This window comes from Ferrimonas sediminum (assembly GCF_900100175.1).
GTDB lineage: Bacteria > Pseudomonadota > Gammaproteobacteria > Enterobacterales > Shewanellaceae > Ferrimonas > Ferrimonas sediminum.
In genome coordinates this window covers 1-24,126 of record NZ_FNEM01000007.1, presented here as the reverse complement: position 1 = coordinate 24,126, position 24,126 = coordinate 1, and the positions used below count along the sequence as shown (strand labels likewise).

The window sequence follows — 24,126 nt, the reverse complement described above, 5'->3', positions numbered from 1 at the left end:
TTTTGAGCCGAGCCCCGCAAAGCGGGGCTTTTTTCGGCTGTTGGCACGGTTGTTGTTGCGTTCAGGCCATCGAATTGCATAAGCTAACCCTCTGATGCGGCTATCGTATAGTGGTATTACCCAAGCTTCCCAAGCTTGTGAGACGGGTTCGATTCCCGTTAGCCGCTCCACAGACATAAAAAACCGACTCTCCGGAGTCGGTTTTTTGTTTTGTGGCTGCCAGTGCACTCACCCATTATTGGTGCGACTCCAGCACATAGTTCTCCAGGCACCTTTGCAGCCAGGAAGGGGTTGCCAGCCTCCCCTGGGCGTCCTGTTTCAACCAAAGGTAGGTGCTTGGGGGGCTGAAATGATCCAGTACCTGCTTGTCCTGCTGATAGCCCATCTTCTGAGCCTTGAGCCCCTTAAACTGCTTGAGGTAGTCCACGGCAGAGCGGATGCCGACGATGATGAACCCCTGGCTGTTGAGCAGCAGTTGCGCGGCGCAGCCGAGATCCGGCACTGTCGCCATTTCTTCCAGATAGGTTCCTTTGGAGCGGGCGTAACAGGCAAGAGGAGATTGATTGTCAGGAAAAGGCAGCGAGGCCAGCTTGACCAGTGGGTACCTCAGTAGCTGGTCCGGGCTCGGCTCCTCCCAAACCGGGTGATCCTCTCTGGCCACCAGGTAGCCGGATCGAATCTGAATGATTTTTTTACTCAGGATACCCTCTCTGTTCGCGGGCTCAAAGGCGATGACCGCATCCACCTCATTACCGCTTAGCCGGTTGATGCTGTCCCTGTTCCAGTAATCCATCTTTAGGGTCAGGCTGGTCTGATGCCGCTTGGCGGCTCTTTGCAGTGTCAGCGGCAGTGACATGGCCAGTTGAGGTACCGTGGTGATGGAGAGGCTCACCGAGTGTCCATCCTGAAGCGCGTCGCCAGTATCACAGGCTTCTTCACACAGCATGATCAGCTGGCGCAGTAATGGGTAGAAGTCGTGGGCAACCTCTGTGGGATGCATGCCTCCCGGCTGGCGGATCAACAAAGGGTCTTCAAACACCAGCCTCAGGGATTTCAGGTTGCGATTGACCTTGGAGAGGGTGATGTCCAACTGTTCGGCCAACTGAGCGATGCCGGTGCCATTGTACAGATGGCAAAAGATTTCCAGAGTAAACAAACTGAGTTTCTGTATCGCGGCAGACCGGTTGAGACGGTAAGGGGTGTCTTCGCACAGCTGCTGCATCCGTTTGATAACGGGGTAGAGCCGTTCTGCGACCTGGCTTCGTTCAAACCCGGTCTGCCTGCGGATAAACAGCGGGTCACCAAGGGCGTCGCGCAAGGTGTTGAGCCCCCGACTGATGGCGGCGGGGGTTATTGCCAGAGCGTGTGCTGCCTCCTTGGCATTGAGACGCTCATACACCTCAATAAAAATAGTCAGTTGGAAGAGGGTACAGTGCCGCAGTTTTTTCACAATCCAGACGTCCTGATAAAACTTACGGGTAATTTAATTGCAATGGAGGGCGTTGGCGATGTGTCTGTGAATAAAAGTGAACCTTTGTCAGCGGTTGTGATCCATTTCGTGATCCCCGCCCCGTATCGATGTCGTCAGGCGATCAAAACCCAGTATTCCTAAAATCGACATTTGATAATTCGTTTTTTAGGATTTGGTTATTACTCCATTTTGCGGGGGAAGGTTGGCGGCAATTGCCTGTTTTTTTATTTTGGTCAGTTTAAACCCCTTGTTTTCCCGAACGGTATTGGCTTTGCATGCTGTTGCGCTGCGGCTGATTCAGGGTGACCTTGGTCAACTTCGGTAATCGTCAGGCTCAATACCATGGCTACGACCACGGAGATGATGGTTTTACGGAGAATGATAATGATGAAAACACCTAAGGCACCCTTGGCGCTGTTGATCGCCTCTGCCCTGATGTTGGGCGGTTGTGGGGACGGAGACGATGGTAAGGATGGTCAGCCTGGTAATCCAGGACAGCCGGGGGATCCCGGGGATCCGGGCAGTGTTGGGCTGCATATTGACATGGCCCAAGAAGCCATCGCCCAGATAAAAGGGGCAAGCTATGACGACGGTATCATCACTGTTGATTTTGAGCTGACCAATTCACAGGGGGTTGGCCTGTTTGGCCTGGATGGCCATAACCCCTTCCACGATTTCCGCTTTTCAGTGGCTCAGTTGACCGTAGATGGCGACCTCAAGCAGTGGCAGTCACTGCTTAATGAGACCACCAATGACGCCGGTACCACGTTTGAGCAGGGTTTTGAAAAACTGAAAGACTGCCCGGATTGTCTGCAGGACAACCTCGATGGCAGCTACACCTATAAGTTCCACGCCGATCTGCTGCAGTGGGATGACCCCGCCGGTGTGACCTTTGACCCAGCCTTGACCCAGAGGCTGGCCATCGAGATGCAGTTTGAGTATGACTCCGGCCATGAACTGGCTGAAAACGCGCACTATGACTGGACTCCTGCCAGTGGAACCCAGGAGGGGGTGGAGACCCGGCAACTGCTGTCTATGGAGACCTGCTACACCTGTCACCAGCCGGATAGCCTCAAGGCCCACGGTGGACGGCGCCTGGATCTGGAGAACTGCCAGTCCTGCCACAACGGCGTGGTGTCTGATCCCGAGGGTGTCTCGGTGGAGCTGGGGCATATGGTTCACGCCATCCATATGGGGCCCAGTCGTCAAGGTAAGGACGAACAGGGTAATGTCGTGCCGATGCCTTACACTGTTTCGGGCTATCACGGCGCTCACGCCTTCGATTACCCCGCTTTCCCCACCAAGCCCTTTATGGATTGCACCGTCTGTCACGTCGAGGATGGGTCTCTGGCCGATGCGGATCTGTGGCTGAAAGACGCCAATGCCAATGCTTGTACTGGCTGCCATACCGACAGCCCGGTACAGCACAGCTCAGCCAAGAACCCGGAGCTGGTGTGTACCGATTGCCATAGTGGTGTGGATCACCGCCAGCATGGCGCCCCCTATGACGCGGCTGCAGGCTACCAGGTAACGGTCTCCAACATCCAGATTAACGCAGAAAACCTGCTGGAGTTTGATGTTCAGGTGACTGACTCAGAAGGGGGACTGGTGACCATCGACGAGGTCTACCAGCAGGGCTACTCTAACCCCTACATGGTGGTGAGCTGGGATGTGGAGAAAGACTACCCTGAACAGTCGGTGACTCTGGAAGGCGCCGACTTCAGCGAGGGCACTACCTATGAGCACCGCCGTTTCAGCCTCAAGGGTGATGGCTCAACGACCTATGCCGATGGCACCTTCCATGTCACCACCGAGAAGGTGAAGCGAGACATTACCTATACCCTGGATCTGCCCGCGGATATCAACCAGAGAACCCTGGAGATCCTGCCTTTGGTGAAGGTGTGTTTCGAGGACAACAGCTCTGTGCGTACCGATTGCAGCAGCGATGATGCCTACCCTGCTTATGTGCAGAGTGAGCCTGTGCGCACCATTCTGGGGGATGCTGGCGCCCAAGTGCCAGAGCGCCGGGGCATCGTCGATGAGGCCAGTTGCTTTGGTTGTCACTCCAAGGAGTTCTACCATGACTCCAACGGGGTGAACTGTATCGCTTGCCACACCAACGACAAGAAGTTGGTGGATGTGGAGGTGGATCATCAACCCACAGGCTACATGAAGTCTTCCAGCTTTATGTACAAGGCCCACAAGGCCCAGGGCCATGATAATGGCCATGGTGGCAGTGGCACCCTGCTCAAGACCGACTGCATGACCTGCCACTCAGCGGAGCAGGGATGGGGTGGTCTGGATTATGGCTTTGAATTGGGTCGTAATGCCGGCGCTGCGCTGGTCGTACCCAGCACCGTCACCGAGAAGGATGTGGCCGAGACCTGGTACGCCTCTCCGGACGTGGGAGCCTGCATGAGTTGCCACCAGAAGTACCTGTCCGATGCTGCCATGTCTCATATGGTCAGCAACGGCGGCTATTTCGGTGACGATAAGGCTCAGGCCCAGGCAGCTCAGGAAGCCTGTGCCGTGTGCCACACACCTGAGAAGGTGATGGCCCATCATGGGCACAAACTCTAAGTATCATCATTACTTGCAGTGACCCAAAGCGCCCGTTAGGGCGCTTTTTTTCTTAAAAAAAAGCCGCCCACTGGGCGGCCTTTTTCACATGGGGGTTAGTAATGCCAGGGGAAATCGGAGAAGTCCTGGTCCCGTTTTTCCAGGAAGGCATCACGCCCCTCCTGGGCTTCGGCGGTGCCATAGGCCAGTCGAGTGGCTTCGCCGGCAAACAGTTGCTGGCCCACCAGGCCGTCATCGGGCAGGTTGAAGCCGTATTTGAGCATGCGCATGGCAGTGGGGGACTTGGAGTTGATCTCCCGGGCCCAGCGTAGCGCTTCGGTTTCCAGCTCGGTGTGCGGCACCGAGCGGTTGACCATACCCATATCAAAGGCTTCGTCGGCGCTGTAGTTGAAGCCGCAGAAGAAGATCTCCCGCGCCCGTTTCTGGCCGATCATCTTGGCCAGGTAGGCGGAGCCGTAGCCGGAGTCAAAACTGGCTACGTCTGGATCGGTCTGCTTAAAGACCGCGTGCTCTTTGGAGGCCAGAGTCAGATCGCACACCACGTGCAGGCTGTGGCCGCCGCCGACCGCCCACCCGGGAACGACCGCAATGACTACCTTAGGCATAAAGCGGATCAGGCGCTGTACTTCCAGAATGTGCAGACGGCCCATGCGAGCCACGTCGGCCTTGCCGGCTTCCTCGCCTTCGTACTTGTAGCCATCCTTGCCGCGAATGCGCTGATCACCACCGGAGGAGAATGCCCACTGGCCTTTGGCTGAGGGGCCGTTTCCGGTCAGCAGCACACAACCGACATCAGACCATTGGCGGGCGTGATCCAGAGCGACATAGAGCTCATCAACGGTTTTGGGACGAAAAGCGTTGAGGCAGTCGGCGCGATCGATGGCGATCCGTACTGTGCCCTGATCTTTGGCTCTGTGGTAGGTGATGTCTTCGAAGTTAAAGCCTTCGACCTCTTCCCATAGGGAGGGGTCAAAGATATCGGAAACCGCGTTGCTCATGGAGATACCCTTCTGATTTATCTGCGCCAAAGGCTAGGCGGAAAGCCGATTAAGGTCAATGGCGGAAATGAGGAGTATGGTCAGGCTGTGACTTTATTCCTGCGGTAATGCGTTGATAAGGGCGTCCAGCAGCGGCAGGTCGGCCGGGGCCAGGGTGGTGGTATCCACCTGCCTGGGAGCGACCCACTGCCATTGGTCATGGCTGCCGGTGAGTTTGATGGGTTGCGGCCGCCAGTGGCACAAAAATCCATGCAGACGCACGCCTTTGCTGCCGTAGTGATGCTCGTTGTAGCCCAGGCTCGGGCCAATGGCTTGGGTGATGGTCAACTCCTCCATCAACTCTCTGGCCAGCGCCTGCTGCAGGCTCTCCCCCGGCTCCTGCTTACCGCCGGGAAACTCCCACAAGCCCCCCTGGCTGCTGTTGGGGTGGCGGCGGGTCAGCAGTAGTTTGTGGCCATCGAAGATGAGGGCACAGGCGACATTAAGCATTGAGGGACCTTATTCGAGTGGCGCGAGTCAACAAAAACAGCCTCAGTTTGGTAGTATTCAATCAGGAATTCAATGACCTTCCCACAAGGGAAGGTCTCGAGTAAGGAGAGCTCAACTCATGACCCAGGATAGGGATCTCAGCCGCCCATGGCTGAAAGTCTGGATTGCGTGCCTATATCTGCCTCTGGGCATTCAGATGATGTTTTGGTTGATGGCCCTCGGGGTGGTGGATTTCAGCCTGCCGTCGACGCTGACTGAGTTGCCACTGATGCTGCTGCGTTATTATGTGTCGGTGACCGTGTTGCTGTATCCGGCGTTTTTCCTCTATGGCCTGTTTTATGCCTTGCATCAGAATCGATGTGGCTGGCCGGCGTGGAAGGTGATGCTGGCTAGCCTGATCCCTTTCCTCAGTGCGGCCCCCTATGTACTGGTGGTGGAGATCGGCAGTTACTTTTCCGGCCAGTAGAGAGAGTGGGATCACAGTGTGGGCGGGGTATTCCCCTGCCACGATTCCAGCTTCCGAGCTGGATCACACTGTTGGCGTTGCCCCTGTGCAGCGGCTCTGACGGAGGTTTAGACTGCTGAAAAACGTAACTCATTAAGGTGTCATGATGCAGCCGACCACTGCCACCGTTGTCAGTGCACAGCGGGTCAACCAGGACGTATATCACGTCCGCCTCCAGCCGCAACAGCCATTGTCAGCCACCGCGGGCCAGTACGTTGAGATCTGCCTGGATAACGGTTGGTGTGTGCCCTATTCCATGGCCAACTGCCCGGTTCCCGACGGTGAGCTGGAGTTATACATTCAGCACTTTGCCGACGGTGCGGCCTGCCATCAGGTGATTGAAACCCTGACCAGTCGCAAAGAGGTGCCGATTCTGGTGGATGGCCAGGTAAGTTACCAGCCTGACTGGGATAACGATCCCCTGGTGGTGTTGTCAGCTGGTTGTGGTGTCAGCCAGTCGCGCAGTCTGATCGAGGCTCGCCTGGCCTCCGGATCGGCGCAGCCGGTGTATCTCTGCTGGGGGGGGCGAGATGAGCAGGAGTTGTTTGAACTGCCGCTGCTGGAGCAATGGCTGACGGATCCGAGATTTATGGCTGATCTGACCCTGGAGCAGCCACCTCTGGGGTGGAGCAACAGCGAAGGCTACGTGGTGGATGTGGCACTAAAACGCCTGTCCTGGATGACCCCGCTGGAGCGCCGTCGTGCCAGGGTGGTGATGACCGGTTCCCCGACCATGGTCGATGCGACCATCGCTCGAATGGAGCTGGCCGGCTTCTGCCGCACCAACCTGCTGGCCGATCAGGACTTCTACCAGCCCCGCACCCTTAACGCCTGATTTCCTCCTTAACATCAACGCCATCATTGAGGTGGCGTTGTTATTCATTTTTGTGCCAAAAATCAGTGAACGTGCCACACTTTATAACATTGGTACAGGCTGAGGAACTGTCTGGTTTTCCCCGCGAGAGGGGATCCGGGAGGGTTGCTTTTCGCTGAATTTGCGGTTTCAGTGCCTGAGGTTTTGTTGTCGTCGTAAGGCTGGTTAATGACCCTGAAGCGTCTGGCGTTGCTGCTGTCCATGGTGTTGGTGTTGGTGCTGGTGGCCAGTTATTGGCTGCTGCGGACTCTGGTGATCATCCCTATGCTGGAGCGGGAGGTGGCGGCGCTGCAGTGGCATGAAACCCTGACGGTGCAGCAGTGGCTGACTCAGCAACAGATGGTGGTGACCGAACTGGCGGCGTCTCCCGGCTATCGCGATTGGGCGTCGCTGGTGTTGGCGGGGCAACCCGCGCCGCTGACCTTCAGCCGGGGCGAAGAGGTGGCGTTGCTGTATCAGCCGGATTTGTCATTGACAGGGTTCAGTGCCCGCGAGCCACTGGTGGCGGAACAGTTTCCCCTGTTGGCGGCGGGGGCTCCCTATGTGAGAGCCCGGTTAATGCCGGCGATGCTGCCGGAGACGGCCATGGAGCGCACGGGACTGCTGCGCTCCGGAAACCAGTTATACAGCTTCAGTGCTTCTACCGTGTGTGCTGGGCGGGGACTGGGATGCAGCCTGGGATACCTGCTGCTGCTCAAACCACTGCCCCGGGCAGAGATGGCTCAGCTGTTCGATCGTTTGGGTATTCGGGTCGAGGTCAGGGCGGCCACCATCGACGATCAGACTCTGCCCCGTTTGTTTGAGATCAGCGGGTTTGATGAACCGCAGCAGGTTCGCAACCTGTTGTTAAATGATGCCCTGTCCCGGGGGGGCTGGGTGATCACCATTGAGCATGCCGCCATGGTAAGCCGGGGCGTGGAGAAGCGGGAGTGGATCGCCTTCGCGCTGTTGCTGGTGCTGTTGCCCGCCACTAACTTCCTATTATGGCGCGTGTTTGTCACTCCTATTGAGTTTGGCAGCGCCCAGTTGCGGCAGATGGAGCGGGAGCAGCATTACCGAAAGTTGCCGGTAAAGCTGTATGTGGAAGAGTTTCGACACCTGTTGAATGCTTTTAATGGTTTGATCTCCCGTGTCGAAAAGCAGCGTCAGCAACTGCAGGATCTCAGCCAGACCGATGCCCTGACCGGGTTGGCCAATCGCCGAGGTCTGGATTACTTCTGTGAGCGGGAGTGGCGCCGGTTATGCCGGGCTCGTTACGGCGGCGCCGTGTTGATGTTGGATATCGACGACTTTAAAGCCTACAACGATGAGTTTGGCCACCAGGCCGGCGACGAGTGCCTGATGGCGGTGGCTCGCGAGATCAAGCGGGTGGCCAGGCGTGGCGAGGACATCGCCTGTCGCTACGGCGGTGAGGAGTTTTGCATTATCTATGTGGAGATACAGCCGGATACCATGGAGAAGCTGGCGGAGTCGCTGCGTCACCATGTGGAAGTGCTGAATAAAAGCACGGCCGTGATTAAGCGCCACCTTACTGCCAGCATCGGCGTGGCCTTGGTGGACCCAGGGGTCGATCTCGGGAAGCAGTTCAATAATTTTGAGCAGTTAATTCGCATCGCCGACCAGCAACTCTATCTGGCCAAGCAGCAGGGTAAGAATCGGGTAAAATTATGGCGAATGCGGGCCGAGGCTCCGCAGAATCAGAAAGCCTGATCCTGCGGGCTGGCTCAGAGCCGGGTAGCGCTGCGACAGGCGGAGGCAGGTTTGACGAAATGCTGGAAGCGCATTCGGTAGCCGCAACTGAGATCCTGCTGGGCCTGATCGATGCAGACGACACCGGGTTGATGATCGAGGAACTGCTCCTGGTTGAAGCTGATCAGGTCGTAGCTGTCCGGTTGCAGCGTGCCGAGCAGGTGTCCCAATACCTGTTGAGCCTCCTGCTGAGGCAGGTTGGTTTCAAAACTCACGTAGGAGCTGTTTTCTTGTGGCGTGATGTGCATGGTGGCGTAACGGTCACCGTTGATGGCGTTCATGGAGTAGCCAAAGGGCTCAAACAGGAAGTCGTCCACATCAAACGCCGGCAGCAACTGCGACCAGTTCAGTCGTTGGCGTATCCCCTCCAGGCTTTGGTTGTTACTGCGCAGGTAGGCGGCGGCGTCACCATTGATGTGGTACATCAGCAGCTCGACCGTGGCATCATCCTGAGGCGGCTCAAAGGGGCGATCCAGGTGGTAAACGTAGTTGTGGTGACCATCCAGGTAGCCGAGCTGATAGCAACAACCGTCCAGATGCTGGTTCAGCGCCTGAAGATCCTGCTCGAAAGAGCTTTTCTGCAGATGGGACTGGTATTCGTTTTTGCGCTGGTAACTGAGCATGGCCAGCTGCTGCTTAGGAAAGCGATCCAGAAAACTGACGACCGCATCCACCAGGGTGGTGGTACCACAGGTCAGCATCAGGAAGCGATCGTCCCAGACAAACAGACTCGACTCACTGAGTAAGTAAGCATCACAGTGCTCGTTGTGCACGGACGACAAAATGGTGGCATTGGCTTTGGCAACGATCTGGTGCCAGAACGGCTGCTCCAGCTGCCGCAAAGAAGGTTGACCGGGTTGGAGAACCACCTCGATTTTCTTTTCAGAACCTTCAAAAAATTGCATTACGTGTTTTACTCCTGTTGAAGGACTGCCCCATGTTGGGAGCAATAAAACCGGATTAGCAGAAGGCTTCTGCCTCCCCTCAACAAGTTTGGTGTTCCTTTTGGGGTCTGAATGAAACGGTTAAGCATTGGTTGTTTCAGCCAGGCCGCCAGACGGAGCCACCTCCCCATATTTCTTGTTCACTTCCCCAAAAAGCCGCTAGCTGCGATGGCTACGGCCGGGGAGAGCCTATGCCCAAATGGCAATGGGGCCGGATTATACACAAATTTTCAGTGTGGCTCATGGCCCTGGCCTAGACTTAATGGACGTGGTTACCCGACTCACGGCCATAAATCTGTCATTCGACGGTCATGAAAATCGCACATTGATTACTGAGGTTAGCGGATAGCCGGCCAACAGGCCATGGGAGGGGGAAGATTCGGGGAGGAGCCTTGATGAAACACAGGATGAGTGTAGTGGTGGGGCTGGCGTTGGTGCCAGCCTCTTTGGCCTGGGCTGACGTTCAACCGGTGCTGACCGAGCAGCGCTGCAGTGAAGGCCAGTGCCGACTGGTATGGCAGTATGAGGGCCAATGGCAGGCGTCAGGCCAGTCGTTGCTGTCGCTGTACCAGGAAGCGGAGCGCTACGGCAATGGTGCGGTGCAGATTCGGGAGGACCTGGCTTCCCGAACTTTGATTGTTACAGTGGATCAACTGCATCCGACACAGGTACAGCAACGCAGTTCTGCGCCAGTCTCCTGCGCTACCCGCTCTTGTGAGCATTGATCCGCTCAGGCAAGCGGCAGGTCGTCTGCCAGGCTGCGATGAACAATGAACTCCCTGAGCCAGCGATGGGCCGGATCCTTGGTCAGGTGTTCTGGCCAGCCCAGAAGGTTGCTCAATGGTGCCATTTTTAATGGCAGGGGCAGTTGCACCAGTTGGTGAGTGCTGCAGACTCGATCGGCAAAACTTCGGGTACAGGTAAAGGCCAGTTCACTGTGTTGACACAGCAGGGCGGCAGAGTAGAAGTCGGAGGTTCGCATGGCCGCATCCAGATGGTGACCGGTTTCCGCCAATACCTGATCCAACAACCAGGAATCACTGCCTTCACACTCTATTTTCAGATGCGTCAGGCCGACGTATTGCTCCAGATCCCAGCGCTTTTTTAACACCGGATGCTGCCGGTGTACCAGACAGACATGATCGTCCCGGTTGAGCTCAATGCTCTCCAGCTGTTTTGGCAGGCTGGAGACGTGAAACGGGTGCGGTGATCTGGGGTCGTTGTCTCTGGGAAAGATCGCCAGATCCACTTCGCCTTTGCAGAGTTTATCCAGGCCCACAGAATCCCAGGTTTTGGTTTCCAGCATGATGCCCGGGGCTTCGCTCATCAATGGGCCCAGAAAGCGTGGCAGCAGGGTGGCGAAGCAGGTTTCGGTCATGGCCAGTCGAAATCGTCGCTGGCTGGTGTGGGGGTCAAAGCCCTGAGGTTCCAGTATGTCGTCGGCCATGGCCAACCACTGTCTGATTCGAGGTTCCAGAGAGCGGGCCCTTGGCGTTGGGGTCAACCCTTTTGGATGGCGGACAAACAGGGGATCGCCGAGTTGCTGGCGCAACCGGGACAGCTGTTTACTGACGGCGGACTGAGTCAGGCACAGTTTATCGGCGGTGCGGGAAACACTGAGTTCCTCCATCAGGGTCAGCAAAATTCTGAGCAGATTCAGATCGGTATGGCGCAGCATGATATTCCTGTTGAGACTATCCGGTTAGGATTATTCGTCATTTTAATTCATATCCAGCAGCCCCTACAATAGACGCCATCATCAAGTAGGAGTTTGCATGCGCTTAAGAAATCCATTGCCGCTGTTTATGATGATGGTGTTGTTTTCACCATTGGCCATAGACATCTTTTTACCCGCGATTCCACAGATGGCCGAGGCGCTGTCGGTGCCCGTTGCCTGGGTGCAACAAAGTTTGCCGATGTTTATGCTGGCGTTTGGGGCCGGTCAGTTGGTGGCCGGACCGCTGGCGGATCGCTATGGTCGCCGTCCGGTGGCGCTGGTGGGAACCCTGCTGTATGTGGCGACCTCGGCCATGGCGGCGCTGGCAACGGATTATTCGATGTTGATGCTGTCGCGCTTGGGGCAGGGGTTTGCCGCTTGCGCCCTGTCGGTGGCGGCGTTTGCTGGGGTTCGGGATTACTTTGGCGCCGAACGATCCAAGCCGATGTTCAGCTACCTCAACGGGGTAATCTGCATTGTTCCGGCTGCGGCGCCCCTGCTGGGCGGCTTGCTGACCCATTGGTGGGGCTGGGCGTCCAACTTTTGGTTTATGGCCGGTTACGGTGCTCTGGTAAGCCTGTTGCTGTGGCTGATGTTGCCGGAGACCCGTCCCGCAGAAACTCGCTCAGAAGGCCGCCTGTTGTCCCTGAGCCGTTATATGAGCGTGGTGTCGGTGCCAACCTTCCGTTTCTATGCGGTGCTGGCCATGCTGGGGATGGCGATGATCATCGGCTATGTATCGCAGTCGCCTACCCGTTTGATGGTGGAACTGGGGCTGGATGCACAGAGCTACGCCATCTGGTTTGGCTGTAACGCTCTGGTCAACATTATCGCTGCCTTTACCGCGCCGAAAATGGTGGGCATCGTCGGCCAGAAACGTTCTCTGTGGCTGGGGGTGATGCTGATGGCGGCGGCCGGTGTGGCTGAATACAGCCTGAGAGGGTCGATGCAGCCGCTGGCCTTCATGGGGCCGGTGTTCGTTGCCAGCATTGCGTTCTCGTTCCTGATAGCCATCTGTGCCGGCAGTGCGCTGGCCCCCTTTGGCGATCGTGCCGGTACCGCCTCGGCATTGCTGGGATTGTTCCAGATGACCGGTGCGGCGATTGTGGTCGGGGTCTTCGGCGCCAGTGGCCTGACGGCGGTGGAGCAACTGTCGTTGATGATGGCACTGCCCCTGGTCTGGGTGCTGGTCTGCAGGTTGACCCGGGGACGGGAGATGATGCGGCCTGTTTCGGCACAGGCCTAAAAAAACGGCGCCCTCGGGGCGCCGTTTTTGTTTCATGACAATGTCGTCTTAGCGAGATTTCACGTACGGGGTGCCGACGGCTTTCGGAGCCACAGAGCGGCCGATAAAGCCGGCCAGCAGCAGTACGGTCAGGATGTAAGGCAGTACCTCAATGGCCTGAACCGGTACTTCGCCAATGCCCGGCAGAGACACACCCTGCAGACGGATGGCAACGGCATCCAGGAAGCCAAACAGCAAACAGCCGAGCATCACGGTTACCGGGCGCCACTTACCGAAGATCAGCGCCGCCAGGGCGATAAAGCCTTTACCAGCACTCATATTGGGCACGAAGCCGGCGTTCTGTCCGGTGGACAGGTAAGCTCCGGCGATACCACACAGGATGCCGGCGATGATCAGGGCGCGGTAACGCAACCAGGCCACGGAGATACCGGCGGTGTCTACCGCATGTGGATTTTCACCCACCGCTCGCAGACGCAAACCAAAGCGGGTGCGGTACAGAATCCACCAGCACACGGGTACCAGAGCAAAGGCGCCATACACCAGCAGGTTATGACCGGAGAGCAGGGTCGAGTAGATGCCACCAATCACCGGAACGTCTGCCAGAGTGTCGGCAAACGGGAAGTGGATCGGGTTGAAACGCTGCTCGTCGGTCAGGGTCGGGGTCTGGCCACCGAGTCCGAACCAGTAACGGCCCAGGGTGATGGTCAGGCCGGCCGCCAGAATGTTGATGGCGACACCGGAGACCACCTGATCACCATTGTGGGTGATGGAGGCAAAGGCGTGAATCATCGACATGCAGACCGCGACAAAAATTGCCGCCAGCAGACCCAGCCAGACGCTGCCGGTAACCGAGGCGGTGGCTGCCGCCGCAAAGGCCGCAGACAGCATCTTGCCTTCCAGGGCAATGTTAACCACACCGCTTCGCTCGGAGAACATGCCGGCCATGGCAGCCAGCAGCAGTGGAGTGGATACCCGCAGGGTGGCGTCCAGAATCAGAATGATATTCTCAAACATGGTTATGCCTCCGCCTGAGCTTTGGGAGTGATCATGGCAAAGCCTTTCTCCAGGTACGGCTTGAGCATGTACTCAAGGGCACCACAGAACAGAATCACCAGTGCCTGTACCACCACCACGATGTTGCGGTCCAGTTCCGGGAACTCAAACGCCAGTTCGGCGCCGCCCTGGAACAACAAACCAAACAGGATGGAGGCCAGGATGATGCCTACCGGGTGGCCACGTCCCATCAGGGCGACGGCGATACCGGTGAAACCGTAGCCGGCAACGAAGTCCAGCTTCAGCTGGCCGCTGTAGCCCTGCACTTCGTTGATGCCCACTAGGCCAGCCAGGGCGCCGGAGATCAGCATGACGATCACCGTCAGCTTCTTGGGATCGATGCCGCCATAACGGGCTGCGGTCGGGTTGCTGCCCAGGGCGCGAATGGCAAAGCCCCAACGGGTGTGCCACAGCAGGACCCACAGGAACACGCCGGCCAGCAGGGCGATGATGAACGACAGATTCAGGGGGGAAGCTTCAAACTCGATGCCAAACCATCCGAGAATCTCATGCATAAACGGCAGCTGTGCGCTCTGTTCGAAGATCCGTGATACCGGGGCCATCTGACCGTCCAGCTTGAGCACGTTGACCATCAGGTACACCATCAGCGACGAGGCGATGAAGTTGAACATGATGGTGGTGATCACGATGTGGGAGCCACGGTAGGCCTGAAGGTACGCCGGAATCAGTGCCCACAGGGCACCAAACAGCATACTGGCGATCATGGTGATGGGCAGCAGCGCCCAGAACGGCAGGCTGGCATCCAGGGCCAGACAGGCGAGACCCACGCCCAGACCACCGATGTACGCCTGACCTTCACCACCGATGTTAAACAGGCCGGCGGAGAACGCCAGTGCCACACACAGGCCGGTAAAGATGAAGTTGGTGGCGTAGAACAGGGTATAGCCGATACCCTCTTCGTAGCCCAGGGCGCCGTACAGCATCACTTCAGCGGCTTCGATCGGATCGATGCCGATGAACAGGAACACCAGGGCGGAAACGGCAAATGCCATTGTTACGTTCAGCAGCGGCATCAGGCCTACGTTGGCCCATGCCGGCATTTTGGAGTCGCTCACGCTGCATCTCCTTCGGCCTTATCGGCCTGTTTCAGTTCATCAGGGATGACGTTAGCCATCATCATGCCCAGAATCCGTTCATTGGCTTTGTCGGCGGCCACTTCGCCTACGACCTGGCCGTCAAACATCACGATGATGCGATCGGACAGGGACAGTACTTCATCCAGCTCAACGGAGACCAGCAGGACCCCTTTGCCTTCGTCGCGCAGCTCGATGAGCCGCTTGTGGATGAATTCGATGGCGCCGATATCCACGCCCCGGGTAGGTTGACCCACCAGCAGCACGTCTGGGTTCTGGTCGACTTCACGGGCGATGATCAGCTTTTGCTGGTTACCACCGGAGAACAGAGAGCTTCGCAGATTCGGGTTGCGCGGACGCACGTCCCATTCGTCCATCAGGCGGCTGCACTCGGATTCAATGACCTTGGTTTTGGTCAGAACAGCGCCGTTGTACTTATTCTGCTCGTGATAGCCCAACAGGGCGGATTCTTTCGCGGTAAATGGCTTCACCAGACCCATGGCGAGGCGATCTTCCGGTACGTGGGCCACACCCAGTTCGCGAACCGCTTTCGGATCGCTGGGGTGCTGGGCATCGATGACGGTAGAACCAATGGTGACCTGGCCACTGGTGGGCGTCATCAGGCCACTGAGCACTTCCATCAGCTCAGACTGGCCATTGCCGGAGACGCCGGCAATGCCGACCACTTCGCCGGCCTTGAGGTCGATATTGACCTTCTTCAGCAGTTCCACACCACGATCGTCGACCACCGTCAGGTCTTCGGTCTTGAGCAGAGTCTGCTTGGGCTTGGCGGTTTCCTTGTCCACTTTCAGGCGAACCTTGCGGCCTACCATCAGTTCAGCCAACTCTTCCTTGTTGGTCTCTTTGGTAACCACGTGAGAAACCATGGCCCCCTGGCGCATAACCGATACATTGTCGGTGGCAGCCAGGATTTCCCTCAGTTTGTGGGTGATCAGCAGTACCGTGACCCCCTGGTCGCGCAGGGCGTCCAGAATTCGGAACAGGTGATCGGTTTCCTGAGGTGTCAGAACCCCGGTGGGTTCATCCAGAATCAGAATGCGGGCGCCGCGATACAGCGCCTTAAGAATCTCCACCCGCTGCTGCAGGCCTACCGGAAGGTCTTCGACAACCGCATCGAGAGGCACATCCAGTTGATATTCTTTGGCGAGACGCGCCAGTTCTTTACGGGCTTTGCTCAGGCTCCCTGCCAATAAAGCACCTTCCTCGGCGCCCAGAACGACGTTTTCCAATACCGTGAAATTGTCCACCAACATAAAGTGCTGGTGCACCATGCCGATGCCGGCGGCGATCGCCAGCCTCGAGGTTTTGATTTCACACTTTTTACCGTCCACCAGGATGTCACCTTTATCGGCTTCATAGAAACCGTAGATGATGTTCATCAGAGTGGATTTGCCGGCGCCGTTTTCGCCGATGATGCCGTGGATAGTCCCCGCGGGGACCTGCAGGTCGATATGATCGTTGGCGTGTACAGCGCCAAAACGTTTATCGATGCCACGCAGTTCCAGGGCGAACGGTTTTTCAGTTCGGTCTGACATAGCAGAGTTCTCTTTGCGATCTGGCTGAGATGCAGGGAGGGGAAACCCGGGGGCGTGGCCCCCGGGCTTGGAGCAGTAACTTAGTAGTTACAGGTGTTGTCGCTCATGTAGTCATGAACAACAATATCACCGGACTTGATCTTGTCGGAGATGGCAGTCAACTGCTTTTCCATCTCTGGAGTAACCAAGGAGCGGTTGTAGTCATCCAGTGCCCAGTCAACGCCATTTTCTTTCAGGCCGTTGGCGTGGATACCAGGTTCCCACTTGCCGTTCTGGTAGTCTTCAAACATGGAGTAGGTGGCCAGACCGACGCGCTTAACCATGGAGGTCAGCATCACGCCTGGGTGCAGGTAGTTCTGGTTGGAGTCTACACCGATGGCGAATTTGCCTTCGTCTTTCGCGGCCTGGTAAACACCCACACCGGTACCGCCTGCAGCGGCGAAGACAACGTCAGCACCCTTGGTGAACTGAGACTTGGCCAGTTCGGAGCCACGGGCTGGATCGTTCCAGGCCGCAACGGTAGAACCGGTCATGTTCTGGAATACTTCGGCGTCTTTGCTGACGAACTTGGCACCCTGCTCATAACCACAAGCGAACTTACGGATCAGAGGGATATCCATGCCACCTACGAAGCCCAGCTTCTTGGATTCAGACTTCATGGCTGCCAGCGCGCCTACCAGGAAAGACCCTTCGTGCTCTTTAAACACGATGGATTTAACGTTTGGCAGGTCTACTACAGAATCGATGATTACAAATTCGGTTTCAGGGTACTTCTTAGCCACTTTTTCCAGGGCGGTGCCGTACATGAAACCGACAACGACGATGGGGGTGAAGCCACGCTTTGCCAGGCGCTCCAGACCCTGTTCGCGCTGGGCGTCGTTGGCAGGTTCGAACTCACGGATCTTCAGGCCTTTGTCGTTGTTGAATTTGGTCACACCATTTTCAAATACGGCTTGGTTGAAGGATTTGTCGTACTTACCAGTGACGTCATAGGCTACAGCAGGCTTAAAGTCTACTGCCCCGGCGACAAAGGAGGTCAGAGCCAGAGTTACTGCCGCGGCAGTAGAGGCAATTGCTTTCATCATCAAGTCCTCGCGAATTGTAGTAATTTTCTTTTAGCAACTTTCAGTCATAAAAGTTGATGTGACAGGCTTATAACGTCCCCACCCTTGCTTCAAGCAGCGTGTTTAACTTAGCTTGGCTTGTGTGACTTGAGTCACGTTATTTTTGCCTTTCGTTCGAAAAGTGCGCGATTTGGCGAGATTTTTGGTTTGAAAGTGGCTGACGGAAAAAACGCCATTCGTGGTAATATTACGAAAAAAGTCACTGATTAGGTTGGATGAACGGGATTTTTGCCAGTTGTGTTAGCGACAGTTTTGAGAGTTTAAAACGAAGTTCTGCTTTTTTGAGTCGCCGCTAAGTTGAATTTGAGCACAAACTCAACTCAACGGCTAAATAAGGTTCATTGGCTGGTTGTCGGGTGACCGAACAGGCGTCGGCTCCAGTCTGCGGCCTGTTCGTTTTCTAGCCATTTTATGGCGTGATTTTGCCACACCTGAGTCAATTTAGGGTGCTCCGTCAGGCGTTTTAGCTGCTCGGGCTGGCGCTGCTGCCCATAGAGAATCTCCATGCAGCGTGCCACGCTCAGGCTGCGCTCATCCTGATGCACCCGCTTCAGGCTGTCGCCCTGCTTGATTTCGCCCGGAGTAATGACCCGGAAAAACCAACCGCTGCGCCCGGTCAGCTGCACCAGCATCGCCAGTTGGCTGTAGTTAAAGCGGGTATTGATTTTGTGGCAGGGGCAGCGGGGTTCGCTGACTTCCAGTAACACCTCACCCAACCGGAAGCGGTCGCCGATGCAGACATTGCGCTCGGTCCAGCCGGTTTCCGACAGGTTTTCACCAAAGGCACCGCCCTGAAACGGGGTCGGGCTGGGAGTCAGAGCCAGCGACTGCCACATCTGTTCCCAGAACGGGTAATGCTCGGCCGGGTAGTAGTGCAGTGCCCGCTCGCTACCGCCATGAAAGCGGGGATCGGCCACCTCATCTTCGGCCAACCCGAGGGGGGAGCAGTATCGGGGCAGGCTGATGGCGGTTTTGTGGATGGCACTGGTTTCGGCGCCAAAGGCGGCACTTTTGCCGCTGTAGAGGGTGACAGACATGGATGCTCCCTAGAGGATGGTAAGGCGTAAAGGAGATAAAAAAAGGCGCCCCAAGGCGCCTTTTTTGTTGTTGCAGGTTTAGTGCTGTTCCTGGCCGGTATTGCTCTTTTCCTGAGAAGGGATGCTCAGCAGTTCCACTTCAAACACCAGGGCGGCGTTGCCAGGAATGGATGCGCCGGCACCGCGCTCGCCGTAGGCCAGCTCAGACGGGATGTACAGCTCGTACTTGGAGCCAACGGTCATCAGCTGCAGGCCTTCGGTCCAGCCTTTGATCACCCCATTGAGCGGGAAGCTGATTGACTCACCGCGCTTGTAGGAGGAGTCAAACTCGGTACCGTCAATCAGGGTACCACGGTAGTGCACCTCGACGGTGTCGGCGGCCACAGGCATGGCGCCCTCACCTTCGGTGAGGACTTTGTACTGCAGGCCGGATTCGGTGACTTTAACGCCTTCTTTTTTGGCGTTCTCGGCCAGGAAGGCTTCGCCTTCGGCTTTGGCAGCCTGGGCTTCCGCGGCTTCTTTTTCCTGAGCAACCTTGGCGATGCGGGCGTCAAACGCCTGCAGGGTTTCGGCTAACTGCTCTTCGGTCATCTTGCTGTTGCCTTCCAGGCCGGCTTTGATGCCTTCCAGAACGGTGGCGTTGTCGATGACGATGTCCAACTCTTTCAGCTGGTCGAAGCTTTGAGCCAGGTTGGCTGCAAAAGAGGCGCCCAGGGCATAAGCGGTCTTTTGATCTTCATTGGCCCACTGCTGGGATTCGGTGGTCGCCGGCGCCGCATCAGCTTTTACTTCTTCGGTTTTGGCTTGCTCCTGGCAACCTGCCAGAGCCACGGCCGCGCTAACCAGGCCGATCTTAAATAGAGTACGCATTGGATTCTCCGGAAAAATGTCCCATCTACTATTAGGGCTCAGCCTTGATTATGCAAGGGTTGTTAAGGAAATCAGCACATAAGACAGAAAAATTACCTGCGGGTTCCCACTCAAAAAGAAATATTTGGGGGTACAATACCGGATTATTCTGAACTGAAACTGGATGCCCGATCATGGCTCTAAAAGCGACGGTGTTTAAAGCCCACGTCGAACTGGCGGATATGGACCGCCATCAATATCTGAATCAGAGCCTGACCCTGGCCCGCCACCCATCTGAAACCGACGGTCGCCTGATGGTGCGCTTGCTGGCCTGGTGCCTTTACGCCGAGGAGCGGCTGGAGTTTACCAAGGGCTTATGCGCCGACGATGAGCCCGAGTTGTGGCTGAAAAATGACGCCGGTGAGATTGAGCTGTGGATTGAACTGGGGCAGCCGGATGAAAAGCGGCTGAAGAAGGCCTGTGGTCGTGCCAAGCAGGTGGTGCTGTTTAACTATGGCGAACGTTCCGCCAAGGTGTGGTGGCAGCAAAACCAGGCCAATCTCAGTCGCCAGGACAACCTGAGTGTCTGGAGCCTGAGTGATGTGGACTTCAATGCCCTGGCGGAACTGGCCGGGCGCAACATTAAGCTGCAGGCCAACATTATGGATGGCCAGTGTCTGTTGTCCACCGAATCGGGCTCTATCAGCATTGAGCCCGAGTGTCGGCAGAAGTCCCAGTAGGGATTTAGGGCGCCGGTTTAAACCGTTCCAGCGGCGCCAGCCACTGTTGCCACTGGCGTCGCTTGTCCTGCAGTTGCTGTTCTGACTCCAGCACGCCCGGATGGGCCCCCCAGATGGGACCCGGCCAGGCATCATCCTGCTGGAAGCGAGCGACGTGATGCAGGTGTAACTGCTCAACCACGTTGCCCAGTGAGGCGACATTGATTTTATCCGGTGTCAGGTGTTGCTCCATGATGGCGGCAACGCTGCACGACTCTTTCATCAACTGCTGCTGGGCGTCGGCGGTCAGTTGATGAAGTTCACGGGTGCCATTTTGTTTGGGCACCAGAATCAGCCAGGGGTAACGGGCGTCTTTGGCCAGACGAATTTGACACAGGGGCAGTTCGCCCACCAGCACAGAGTCCTGCGCCAGTCTTTCATGCAGTTGGAACATCGTACTCTCCTAAAAACGGACCTGGCCCACTAAGCCGGCGGTGTCACCGTCATAGTATGGACTGATGGCTACGCTGGGGTGGGGGCTAACCAGAAAATAGTTGAAGGCCATGCCGATCGCCGCTCCTGCCAGCACATCCACCACTTCGTGATTGTCTGTCTGAACCCGGGCGTAACCGGTGTAGCTGGCCAGCAGGTAGGCGGGGAGGCCGTAGTGCCAGCCATAACGCCGTTGCAGAAAGCCGGCGGCGCTGAAGGTAATGGCAGCGTGGCCACTGGGAAAGGCGTCGTTGTCCTCGCCATTCGGGCGCTCTTTGTTCACCAGGGCCTTGAGTCCGTAGGTGGTCAGGGTGGTGGCCCCCAGGCTGTAGCCCAGTTGCCACAGGCCGTCGGTGTCGTCTTCAGCAAAGTAGGCGATGGAGGCGGCGGCAGCCGGCAAAGCCAGCTCCAGTACATCGCTGCTGGTTTCGGTAAATGAGGCGTGAGCCTGGCTGCTGAGAAGCAGGGTAAACGCAAAAATCCAGGGTTTCATACAAAAAAAGCTGCCGTCCTATAAAGGACGGCAGCTTATCAGACCCTGTGCATCAGCTAAAGAAAGCCGATGCTAAAACAGTGGCTTAATTATTGAAATCACGCTGTGGACGCTGACCGCGATGGCCACCTTCACGACGTTGGCCACCTTCACGGTTGCCATCACGGCGACCACGGAAGTCTCCGTCACGACGTGGGCGACGCTCGCCATCACGGCTGCCTCGGAATTCACCTTCACGACGTGGGCGACGTTCGCCATCACGGTTACCGCGGAATTCACCTTCACGGCGAGGACGGCGATCGCCATCGCGCTCTGGGCGTGGTGGAATCTGCTCGTTGGTCACCTGGCCGTCGATCTGACGGTTGCGGATGCGCACTTTACGCAGATCGTTTTTGGCATAAGGAGGCATGTCGGCCGGCAGCTGCACCAGAGTGTGGCCGTCGAACAGGCGAATCTGACCAATCAGGCGGCTTTCCATCTGCAACTCGTTGGCAATGGCGCCGACGATGTCCTTCACCTGAGCACCGTGCTCTTTACCTACAGCCAGGCGGTAGGTATCGAAGTTGATGTTCTCACGACGTGGACCTCGCTCGCGACGCTCACCGCGATCCGGGCGATCGCCACGTTCGCGACGCTCGAAACGAGGCTCTGGATCCGGCTTAGGCTTAAGCGGCTTCTTGCGCTGACGCTCGAACAGCAGGGCGGCGGCCAGGCTCAGGATGTCCTGCTCGGTCTTTTCTGCCATATCGGTGAGCATCTCTTTCAGCTCGTTCAGGTCACGTTCTTCAACGCACTTGACCAGCTCTTCCTGCAGACGGCCAACACGGTGGCGTCCCAGTTCTTCGGCGCTGGGCAGGTCCATTGGAGCAATGGTGCCTTTGGTCTGACGCTCGTAGTTGCGCAGCAGACGCATTTCACGTGGGCGGGCAAACAGAATCGCCTCACCTTCGCGGCCTGCACGGCCGGTACGGCCGATACGGTGCACATAGGACTCGGAGTCCATCGGCAAATCGTAGTTCACTACGTGAGTGATGCGAGGCACATCCAGACCACGGGCGACTACGTCGGTGGCGATCAGAATGGAGATCTTACCTTTATGCAGCTGGGCAACGGTGTGTTCACGTTGCTGCTGGCTCATGTCACCGTTCAGGGCGGCGGCGCGGAAGCCCAGGCCATTCAGGTGTGCGGCCAGATCGACGGTGTCGCCACGGGTACGAACGAACACGATCATGGCATCGTAAGGCAGGGTTTCAGCCAGACGCTCCAGGGCGGTCTGCTTGGAAACACCGGTCACCTTCCAGGCTTTCTGGGTGATGTTGGCCTTAGTGTTCTCGTTAGAGGCGATCTTAACGTGCTTAGGATCTTTCAGGAATCGGTTGGCGATTCGACGGATCTGCTGAGGCATGGTGGCGGAGAATAGGGCCATTTGGGCGCTGTCGTCCAGGTGCTCCAGAATCCACTCGATGTCTTCCAGAAAGCCCATGTTGAGCATTTCGTCAGCTTCGTCCAAAACGCAGCACTTTACGTTTTCAAGATCGAGGCTACCGCGACGAATGTGGTCCATCAGGCGGCCCGGGGTGGCCACAACAACCTGAGCTCCACGCTCAAGATCGCGCAACTGAGGACCGTAAGGCTGACCACCGTACAGGGTAGTCAGGCGCAAACCTTTCAGGTTTACGGCAAATTCTTCCAAAGATTTTGCTACCTGGATAGCCAGCTCGCGAGTAGGAGCCAGAACCAGCATCTGCACATGGCGCTTGCTTGGATCCAGACCTGCCAATGCAGGCAGACCGAATGCGGCGGTTTTACCGGTACCGGTTTGGGCTTCGCCCAGAATGTCGTTGCCTTCCAGCATGAAGGGGATGGCTTGCGCTTGAATAGGCGTAGGAGCGGTAAAGCCCAGGTCAGTTACGGCCGCAAGCAGAGGTGCCGGCAGGTTTAAGCCAGCAAAATCAATAGTGGTGTCAGACATGTATATCCAATCAGGTTGTCGCAGATGCGCTGCGATACAAAATAATGAGGCGTTAGCCCAACCAACAACCCATATAGCCGCCCTGGCCGGCAGACGTTGTTTGGCGCTAATTGCCTCCCAATAGGGAGAGTGATCCCGAGGGCGCGCATATTACTCTTCTTGGAAGGAATTGCAAGTGTTTTGTTGAAAAAAACATCAGGCAAAGTTGACCTCCGCCCGAAAAACAGGCGGAAAGACTGAAACAGTTTCGCACCGTGGTCACTTGTACGGGTTGGTTCGCCTAGGGCTGGCTCAATTTTTCAGCACGGCACTCTCTTTTGCCAACGCCGATGCCAGGGCGGGGCGGGCGGAGATTCTGGTCCGATAGCCATCCAATCGTTCAGAGAGTGGCAGCTTGAATCCCCTGGCCCAGTTGAGAGTGTGGGTGAGCAGTATGTCGGCGACGCTGAACTGATCGCCGAGCAGGAATCCCTGCTCGGACAGGTAGGGTTCGATCAGCTTGCAGGCCTTGTCAAACTCCCAGCAGGCGGTGTCGATGACGGCACTGACGCGCTTATCTTTCGGCAAGGCAAATTTGTGTTTGCCTATGGTCCACAGCGGTTGTTCCAGTTCACACAGGACAAAGATCATCAGCTGATGGTGCAGGGCGCTGGCATCGCTGCCGGGTTGAGGAAGCAACAGGCCCTGACCGTATTTTTGTGCCAGGTGCAGACAGATGGCTCCGGACTCAACCAGGGTCAACTCACCATCGGTCAGGGCTGGCACCTTGCCGGCCGGGTTGATGCTCAGAAACGCCTTCGAGCGATGCTCGCCCTGGTTAAAGTCCACCAGCGAGTAGTCCCAATCCAGGCCCAGCTCTTCCAGTAGCCAGGAGATTCGCAGCGAGCGGGTGTGGGGGTAGCCGTATAGGGTGATCATAAGGTGTCCTTTTCCTCTGAGTCTGGTGAGAATTAACCTAAAGGGAAAGGGCGGCGGCATCAAGGGGCATCGCTCAAGCGCCCACGGCCGTCGAGGCAGAGTCGTACAACCGATACCGAGATTGAGCGGGGTAGGAGATGAGCATTGGCGTTGGGCCGTACCGGACAAGGTTTCTCAAATAGGGGGCCTTGGCTCGGCCACGGAGGGGGGACGAGCGGAGTCACATCGCAGGCGATGGCTAGAAGG

General features: G+C 57.0%; 22 protein-coding genes and 1 tRNA gene. 8 read left to right on the top strand and 15 right to left on the bottom strand.

Going from position 1 to position 24,126, the window contains the following annotated elements; genetic code table 11:
- Positions 1 to 96: 96 nt before the first annotated feature.
- Positions 97 to 170, top strand: a tRNA-Gly gene (locus tag BLT77_RS09885).
- Positions 171 to 235: 65 nt separating this feature from the next.
- Here the strand turns inward: BLT77_RS09885 and BLT77_RS09880 are convergent.
- The gene (locus tag BLT77_RS09880) at positions 236 to 1,450 is read right to left on the bottom strand and encodes a LysR family transcriptional regulator (protein ID WP_143026606.1); all 1,215 of its coding nucleotides are present in this window, start codon (positions 1,448 to 1,450) and stop codon (positions 236 to 238) included.
- A gap of 405 nt (positions 1,451 to 1,855) precedes the next feature.
- Here BLT77_RS09880 and BLT77_RS09875 point away from each other — a divergent pair, with 405 nt between their 5' ends.
- Positions 1,856 to 4,051, top strand: coding sequence for an OmcA/MtrC family decaheme c-type cytochrome (locus tag BLT77_RS09875; RefSeq protein WP_176819267.1), 2,196 nt, complete (start codon positions 1,856 to 1,858; stop codon positions 4,049 to 4,051).
- Between the two features lie 95 nt (positions 4,052 to 4,146).
- Here BLT77_RS09875 and BLT77_RS09870 read toward each other — a convergent pair whose 3' ends face one another.
- Together BLT77_RS09870 and BLT77_RS09865 are read right to left on the bottom strand one after the other, a co-directional pair.
- Positions 4,147 to 5,049, bottom strand: coding sequence for a 1,4-dihydroxy-2-naphthoyl-CoA synthase (locus tag BLT77_RS09870; protein WP_090365109.1), 903 nt, complete (start codon positions 5,047 to 5,049; stop codon positions 4,147 to 4,149).
- 93 nt (positions 5,050 to 5,142) lie between these two features.
- A complete protein-coding gene (locus tag BLT77_RS09865) occupies positions 5,143 to 5,538 on the bottom strand; it encodes a (deoxy)nucleoside triphosphate pyrophosphohydrolase (protein WP_090365108.1) in 396 nt (131 codons plus the stop codon).
- Positions 5,539 to 5,656: 118 nt separating this feature from the next.
- On the opposite strand from BLT77_RS09865, the gene BLT77_RS09860 reads away from it, so the two are divergent.
- The 3 genes from BLT77_RS09860 (at position 5,657) to BLT77_RS09850 (ending at position 8,627) form a co-directional block, all read left to right on the top strand.
- Positions 5,657 to 6,004, top strand: coding sequence for a hypothetical protein (locus BLT77_RS09860; protein WP_090365107.1), 348 nt, complete (start codon positions 5,657 to 5,659; stop codon positions 6,002 to 6,004).
- A gap of 142 nt (positions 6,005 to 6,146) precedes the next feature.
- A complete protein-coding gene (locus BLT77_RS09855) occupies positions 6,147 to 6,878 on the top strand; it encodes a ferredoxin reductase domain-containing protein (RefSeq protein ID WP_090365106.1) in 732 nt (243 codons plus the stop codon).
- Positions 6,879 to 7,085: 207 nt separating this feature from the next.
- On the top strand, positions 7,086 to 8,627 hold the full coding sequence (locus BLT77_RS09850; RefSeq protein WP_090365105.1) for a GGDEF domain-containing protein: 1,542 nt from the start codon (positions 7,086 to 7,088) through the stop codon (positions 8,625 to 8,627).
- Between the two features lie 14 nt (positions 8,628 to 8,641).
- On the opposite strand, the gene BLT77_RS09845 is transcribed toward BLT77_RS09850, so the two are convergent.
- The gene (locus tag BLT77_RS09845) at positions 8,642 to 9,571 is read right to left on the bottom strand and encodes an adenosylmethionine decarboxylase (protein ID WP_090365104.1); all 930 of its coding nucleotides are present in this window, start codon (positions 9,569 to 9,571) and stop codon (positions 8,642 to 8,644) included.
- Positions 9,572 to 10,005: 434 nt separating this feature from the next.
- On the opposite strand from BLT77_RS09845, the gene BLT77_RS09840 reads away from it, so the two are divergent.
- Positions 10,006 to 10,335: a hypothetical protein gene (locus BLT77_RS09840; RefSeq protein WP_143026605.1), complete on the top strand. Its 330-nt coding sequence runs from the start codon at positions 10,006 to 10,008 to the stop codon at positions 10,333 to 10,335.
- 5 nt (positions 10,336 to 10,340) lie between these two features.
- Here the strand turns inward: BLT77_RS09840 and BLT77_RS09835 are convergent, their stop codons facing one another.
- Positions 10,341 to 11,288 carry a LysR family transcriptional regulator gene (locus tag BLT77_RS09835; RefSeq protein WP_090365102.1) on the bottom strand — a complete coding sequence of 316 codons (948 nt, stop codon included), beginning with the start codon at positions 11,286 to 11,288 and terminating at the stop codon, positions 10,341 to 10,343.
- Positions 11,289 to 11,385: 97 nt separating this feature from the next.
- On the opposite strand from BLT77_RS09835, the gene BLT77_RS09830 reads away from it, so the two are divergent.
- The gene (locus tag BLT77_RS09830; protein ID WP_090365101.1) at positions 11,386 to 12,573 is read left to right on the top strand and encodes a multidrug effflux MFS transporter; all 1,188 of its coding nucleotides are present in this window, start codon (positions 11,386 to 11,388) and stop codon (positions 12,571 to 12,573) included.
- 48 nt (positions 12,574 to 12,621) lie between these two features.
- Here the strand turns inward: BLT77_RS09830 and BLT77_RS09825 are convergent, their stop codons facing one another.
- From BLT77_RS09825 to fkpA, 6 genes are all read right to left on the bottom strand, one after another.
- On the bottom strand, positions 12,622 to 13,587 hold the full coding sequence (locus BLT77_RS09825; protein WP_090365100.1) for an ABC transporter permease: 966 nt from the start codon (positions 13,585 to 13,587) through the stop codon (positions 12,622 to 12,624).
- Between the two features lie 2 nt (positions 13,588 to 13,589).
- Positions 13,590 to 14,702, bottom strand: a complete 1,113-nt coding sequence (locus BLT77_RS09820) for an ABC transporter permease (protein ID WP_090365099.1) — start codon at positions 14,700 to 14,702, stop codon at positions 13,590 to 13,592.
- Positions 14,699 to 16,276: an ABC transporter ATP-binding protein gene (locus tag BLT77_RS09815; protein WP_090365098.1), complete on the bottom strand. Its 1,578-nt coding sequence runs from the start codon at positions 16,274 to 16,276 to the stop codon at positions 14,699 to 14,701. The genes BLT77_RS09820 and BLT77_RS09815 overlap by 4 nt, the downstream gene beginning before the upstream one ends.
- An 80-nt stretch (positions 16,277 to 16,356) precedes the next feature.
- Positions 16,357 to 17,361: a BMP family lipoprotein gene (locus BLT77_RS09810; protein ID WP_090365097.1), complete on the bottom strand. Its 1,005-nt coding sequence runs from the start codon at positions 17,359 to 17,361 to the stop codon at positions 16,357 to 16,359.
- A 377-nt stretch (positions 17,362 to 17,738) separates the two neighbouring features.
- Positions 17,739 to 18,437: an MOSC domain-containing protein gene (locus BLT77_RS09805; RefSeq protein WP_090365096.1), complete on the bottom strand. Its 699-nt coding sequence runs from the start codon at positions 18,435 to 18,437 to the stop codon at positions 17,739 to 17,741.
- A gap of 78 nt (positions 18,438 to 18,515) precedes the next feature.
- The gene (fkpA, locus tag BLT77_RS09800) at positions 18,516 to 19,307 is read right to left on the bottom strand and encodes an FKBP-type peptidyl-prolyl cis-trans isomerase (protein ID WP_090365095.1); all 792 of its coding nucleotides are present in this window, start codon (positions 19,305 to 19,307) and stop codon (positions 18,516 to 18,518) included.
- Positions 19,308 to 19,480: 173 nt separating this feature from the next.
- Between fkpA and BLT77_RS09795 the strand changes: the two genes are divergently transcribed.
- A complete protein-coding gene (locus tag BLT77_RS09795; RefSeq protein ID WP_090365094.1) occupies positions 19,481 to 20,026 on the top strand; it encodes a YaeQ family protein in 546 nt (181 codons plus the stop codon).
- 4 nt (positions 20,027 to 20,030) lie between these two features.
- Here BLT77_RS09795 and BLT77_RS09790 read toward each other — a convergent pair whose 3' ends face one another.
- The 4 genes from BLT77_RS09790 to BLT77_RS09775 form a co-directional block, all read right to left on the bottom strand.
- Positions 20,031 to 20,459 (bottom strand): HIT domain-containing protein, encoded by a 429-nt coding sequence (locus BLT77_RS09790; protein WP_090365093.1) that lies wholly within the window; start codon positions 20,457 to 20,459, stop codon positions 20,031 to 20,033.
- 9 nt (positions 20,460 to 20,468) lie between these two features.
- On the bottom strand, positions 20,469 to 20,990 hold the full coding sequence (locus tag BLT77_RS09785) for a phosphatase PAP2 family protein (RefSeq protein ID WP_090365092.1): 522 nt from the start codon (positions 20,988 to 20,990) through the stop codon (positions 20,469 to 20,471).
- An 85-nt stretch (positions 20,991 to 21,075) separates the two neighbouring features.
- The gene (locus BLT77_RS09780) at positions 21,076 to 22,962 is read right to left on the bottom strand and encodes a DEAD/DEAH box helicase (protein ID WP_090365091.1); all 1,887 of its coding nucleotides are present in this window, start codon (positions 22,960 to 22,962) and stop codon (positions 21,076 to 21,078) included.
- A 291-nt stretch (positions 22,963 to 23,253) separates the two neighbouring features.
- The gene (locus BLT77_RS09775; protein WP_090365090.1) at positions 23,254 to 23,880 is read right to left on the bottom strand and encodes a glutathione S-transferase family protein; all 627 of its coding nucleotides are present in this window, start codon (positions 23,878 to 23,880) and stop codon (positions 23,254 to 23,256) included.
- Positions 23,881 to 24,126 lie beyond the last annotated feature (246 nt).

What these genes read in the sequence shown, in the direction of transcription:
- BLT77_RS09785 (WP_090365092.1), bottom strand. Translation starts at nt 20,990, where the DNA reads ATGAAACCCTGGATTTTTGCGTTTACCCTGCTTCTCAGCAGCCAGGCT.
- BLT77_RS09830 (WP_090365101.1), top strand. Translation starts at nt 11,386, where the DNA reads ATGCGCTTAAGAAATCCATTGCCGCTGTTTATGATGATGGTGTTGTTT.
- BLT77_RS09865 (WP_090365108.1), bottom strand. Translation starts at nt 5,538, where the DNA reads ATGCTTAATGTCGCCTGTGCCCTCATCTTCGATGGCCACAAACTACTG.
- BLT77_RS09835 (WP_090365102.1), bottom strand. Translation starts at nt 11,288, where the DNA reads ATGCTGCGCCATACCGATCTGAATCTGCTCAGAATTTTGCTGACCCTG.
- BLT77_RS09775 (WP_090365090.1), bottom strand. Translation starts at nt 23,880, where the DNA reads ATGATCACCCTATACGGCTACCCCCACACCCGCTCGCTGCGAATCTCC.
- BLT77_RS09870 (WP_090365109.1), bottom strand. Translation starts at nt 5,049, where the DNA reads ATGAGCAACGCGGTTTCCGATATCTTTGACCCCTCCCTATGGGAAGAG.
- BLT77_RS09815 (WP_090365098.1), bottom strand. Translation starts at nt 16,276, where the DNA reads ATGTCAGACCGAACTGAAAAACCGTTCGCCCTGGAACTGCGTGGCATC.
- BLT77_RS09790 (WP_090365093.1), bottom strand. Translation starts at nt 20,459, where the DNA reads ATGTTCCAACTGCATGAAAGACTGGCGCAGGACTCTGTGCTGGTGGGC.
- BLT77_RS09805 (WP_090365096.1), bottom strand. Translation starts at nt 18,437, where the DNA reads ATGTCTGTCACCCTCTACAGCGGCAAAAGTGCCGCCTTTGGCGCCGAA.
- BLT77_RS09795 (WP_090365094.1), top strand. Translation starts at nt 19,481, where the DNA reads ATGGCTCTAAAAGCGACGGTGTTTAAAGCCCACGTCGAACTGGCGGAT.
- fkpA (WP_090365095.1), bottom strand. Translation starts at nt 19,307, where the DNA reads ATGCGTACTCTATTTAAGATCGGCCTGGTTAGCGCGGCCGTGGCTCTG.
- BLT77_RS09845 (WP_090365104.1), bottom strand. Translation starts at nt 9,571, where the DNA reads ATGCAATTTTTTGAAGGTTCTGAAAAGAAAATCGAGGTGGTTCTCCAA.
- BLT77_RS09860 (WP_090365107.1), top strand. Translation starts at nt 5,657, where the DNA reads ATGACCCAGGATAGGGATCTCAGCCGCCCATGGCTGAAAGTCTGGATT.
- BLT77_RS09875 (WP_176819267.1), top strand. Translation starts at nt 1,856, where the DNA reads ATGATGAAAACACCTAAGGCACCCTTGGCGCTGTTGATCGCCTCTGCC.
- BLT77_RS09850 (WP_090365105.1), top strand. Translation starts at nt 7,086, where the DNA reads ATGACCCTGAAGCGTCTGGCGTTGCTGCTGTCCATGGTGTTGGTGTTG.
- BLT77_RS09855 (WP_090365106.1), top strand. Translation starts at nt 6,147, where the DNA reads ATGATGCAGCCGACCACTGCCACCGTTGTCAGTGCACAGCGGGTCAAC.
- BLT77_RS09780 (WP_090365091.1), bottom strand. Translation starts at nt 22,962, where the DNA reads ATGTCTGACACCACTATTGATTTTGCTGGCTTAAACCTGCCGGCACCT.
- BLT77_RS09825 (WP_090365100.1), bottom strand. Translation starts at nt 13,587, where the DNA reads ATGTTTGAGAATATCATTCTGATTCTGGACGCCACCCTGCGGGTATCC.
- BLT77_RS09840 (WP_143026605.1), top strand. Translation starts at nt 10,006, where the DNA reads ATGAAACACAGGATGAGTGTAGTGGTGGGGCTGGCGTTGGTGCCAGCC.
- BLT77_RS09810 (WP_090365097.1), bottom strand. Translation starts at nt 17,361, where the DNA reads ATGATGAAAGCAATTGCCTCTACTGCCGCGGCAGTAACTCTGGCTCTG.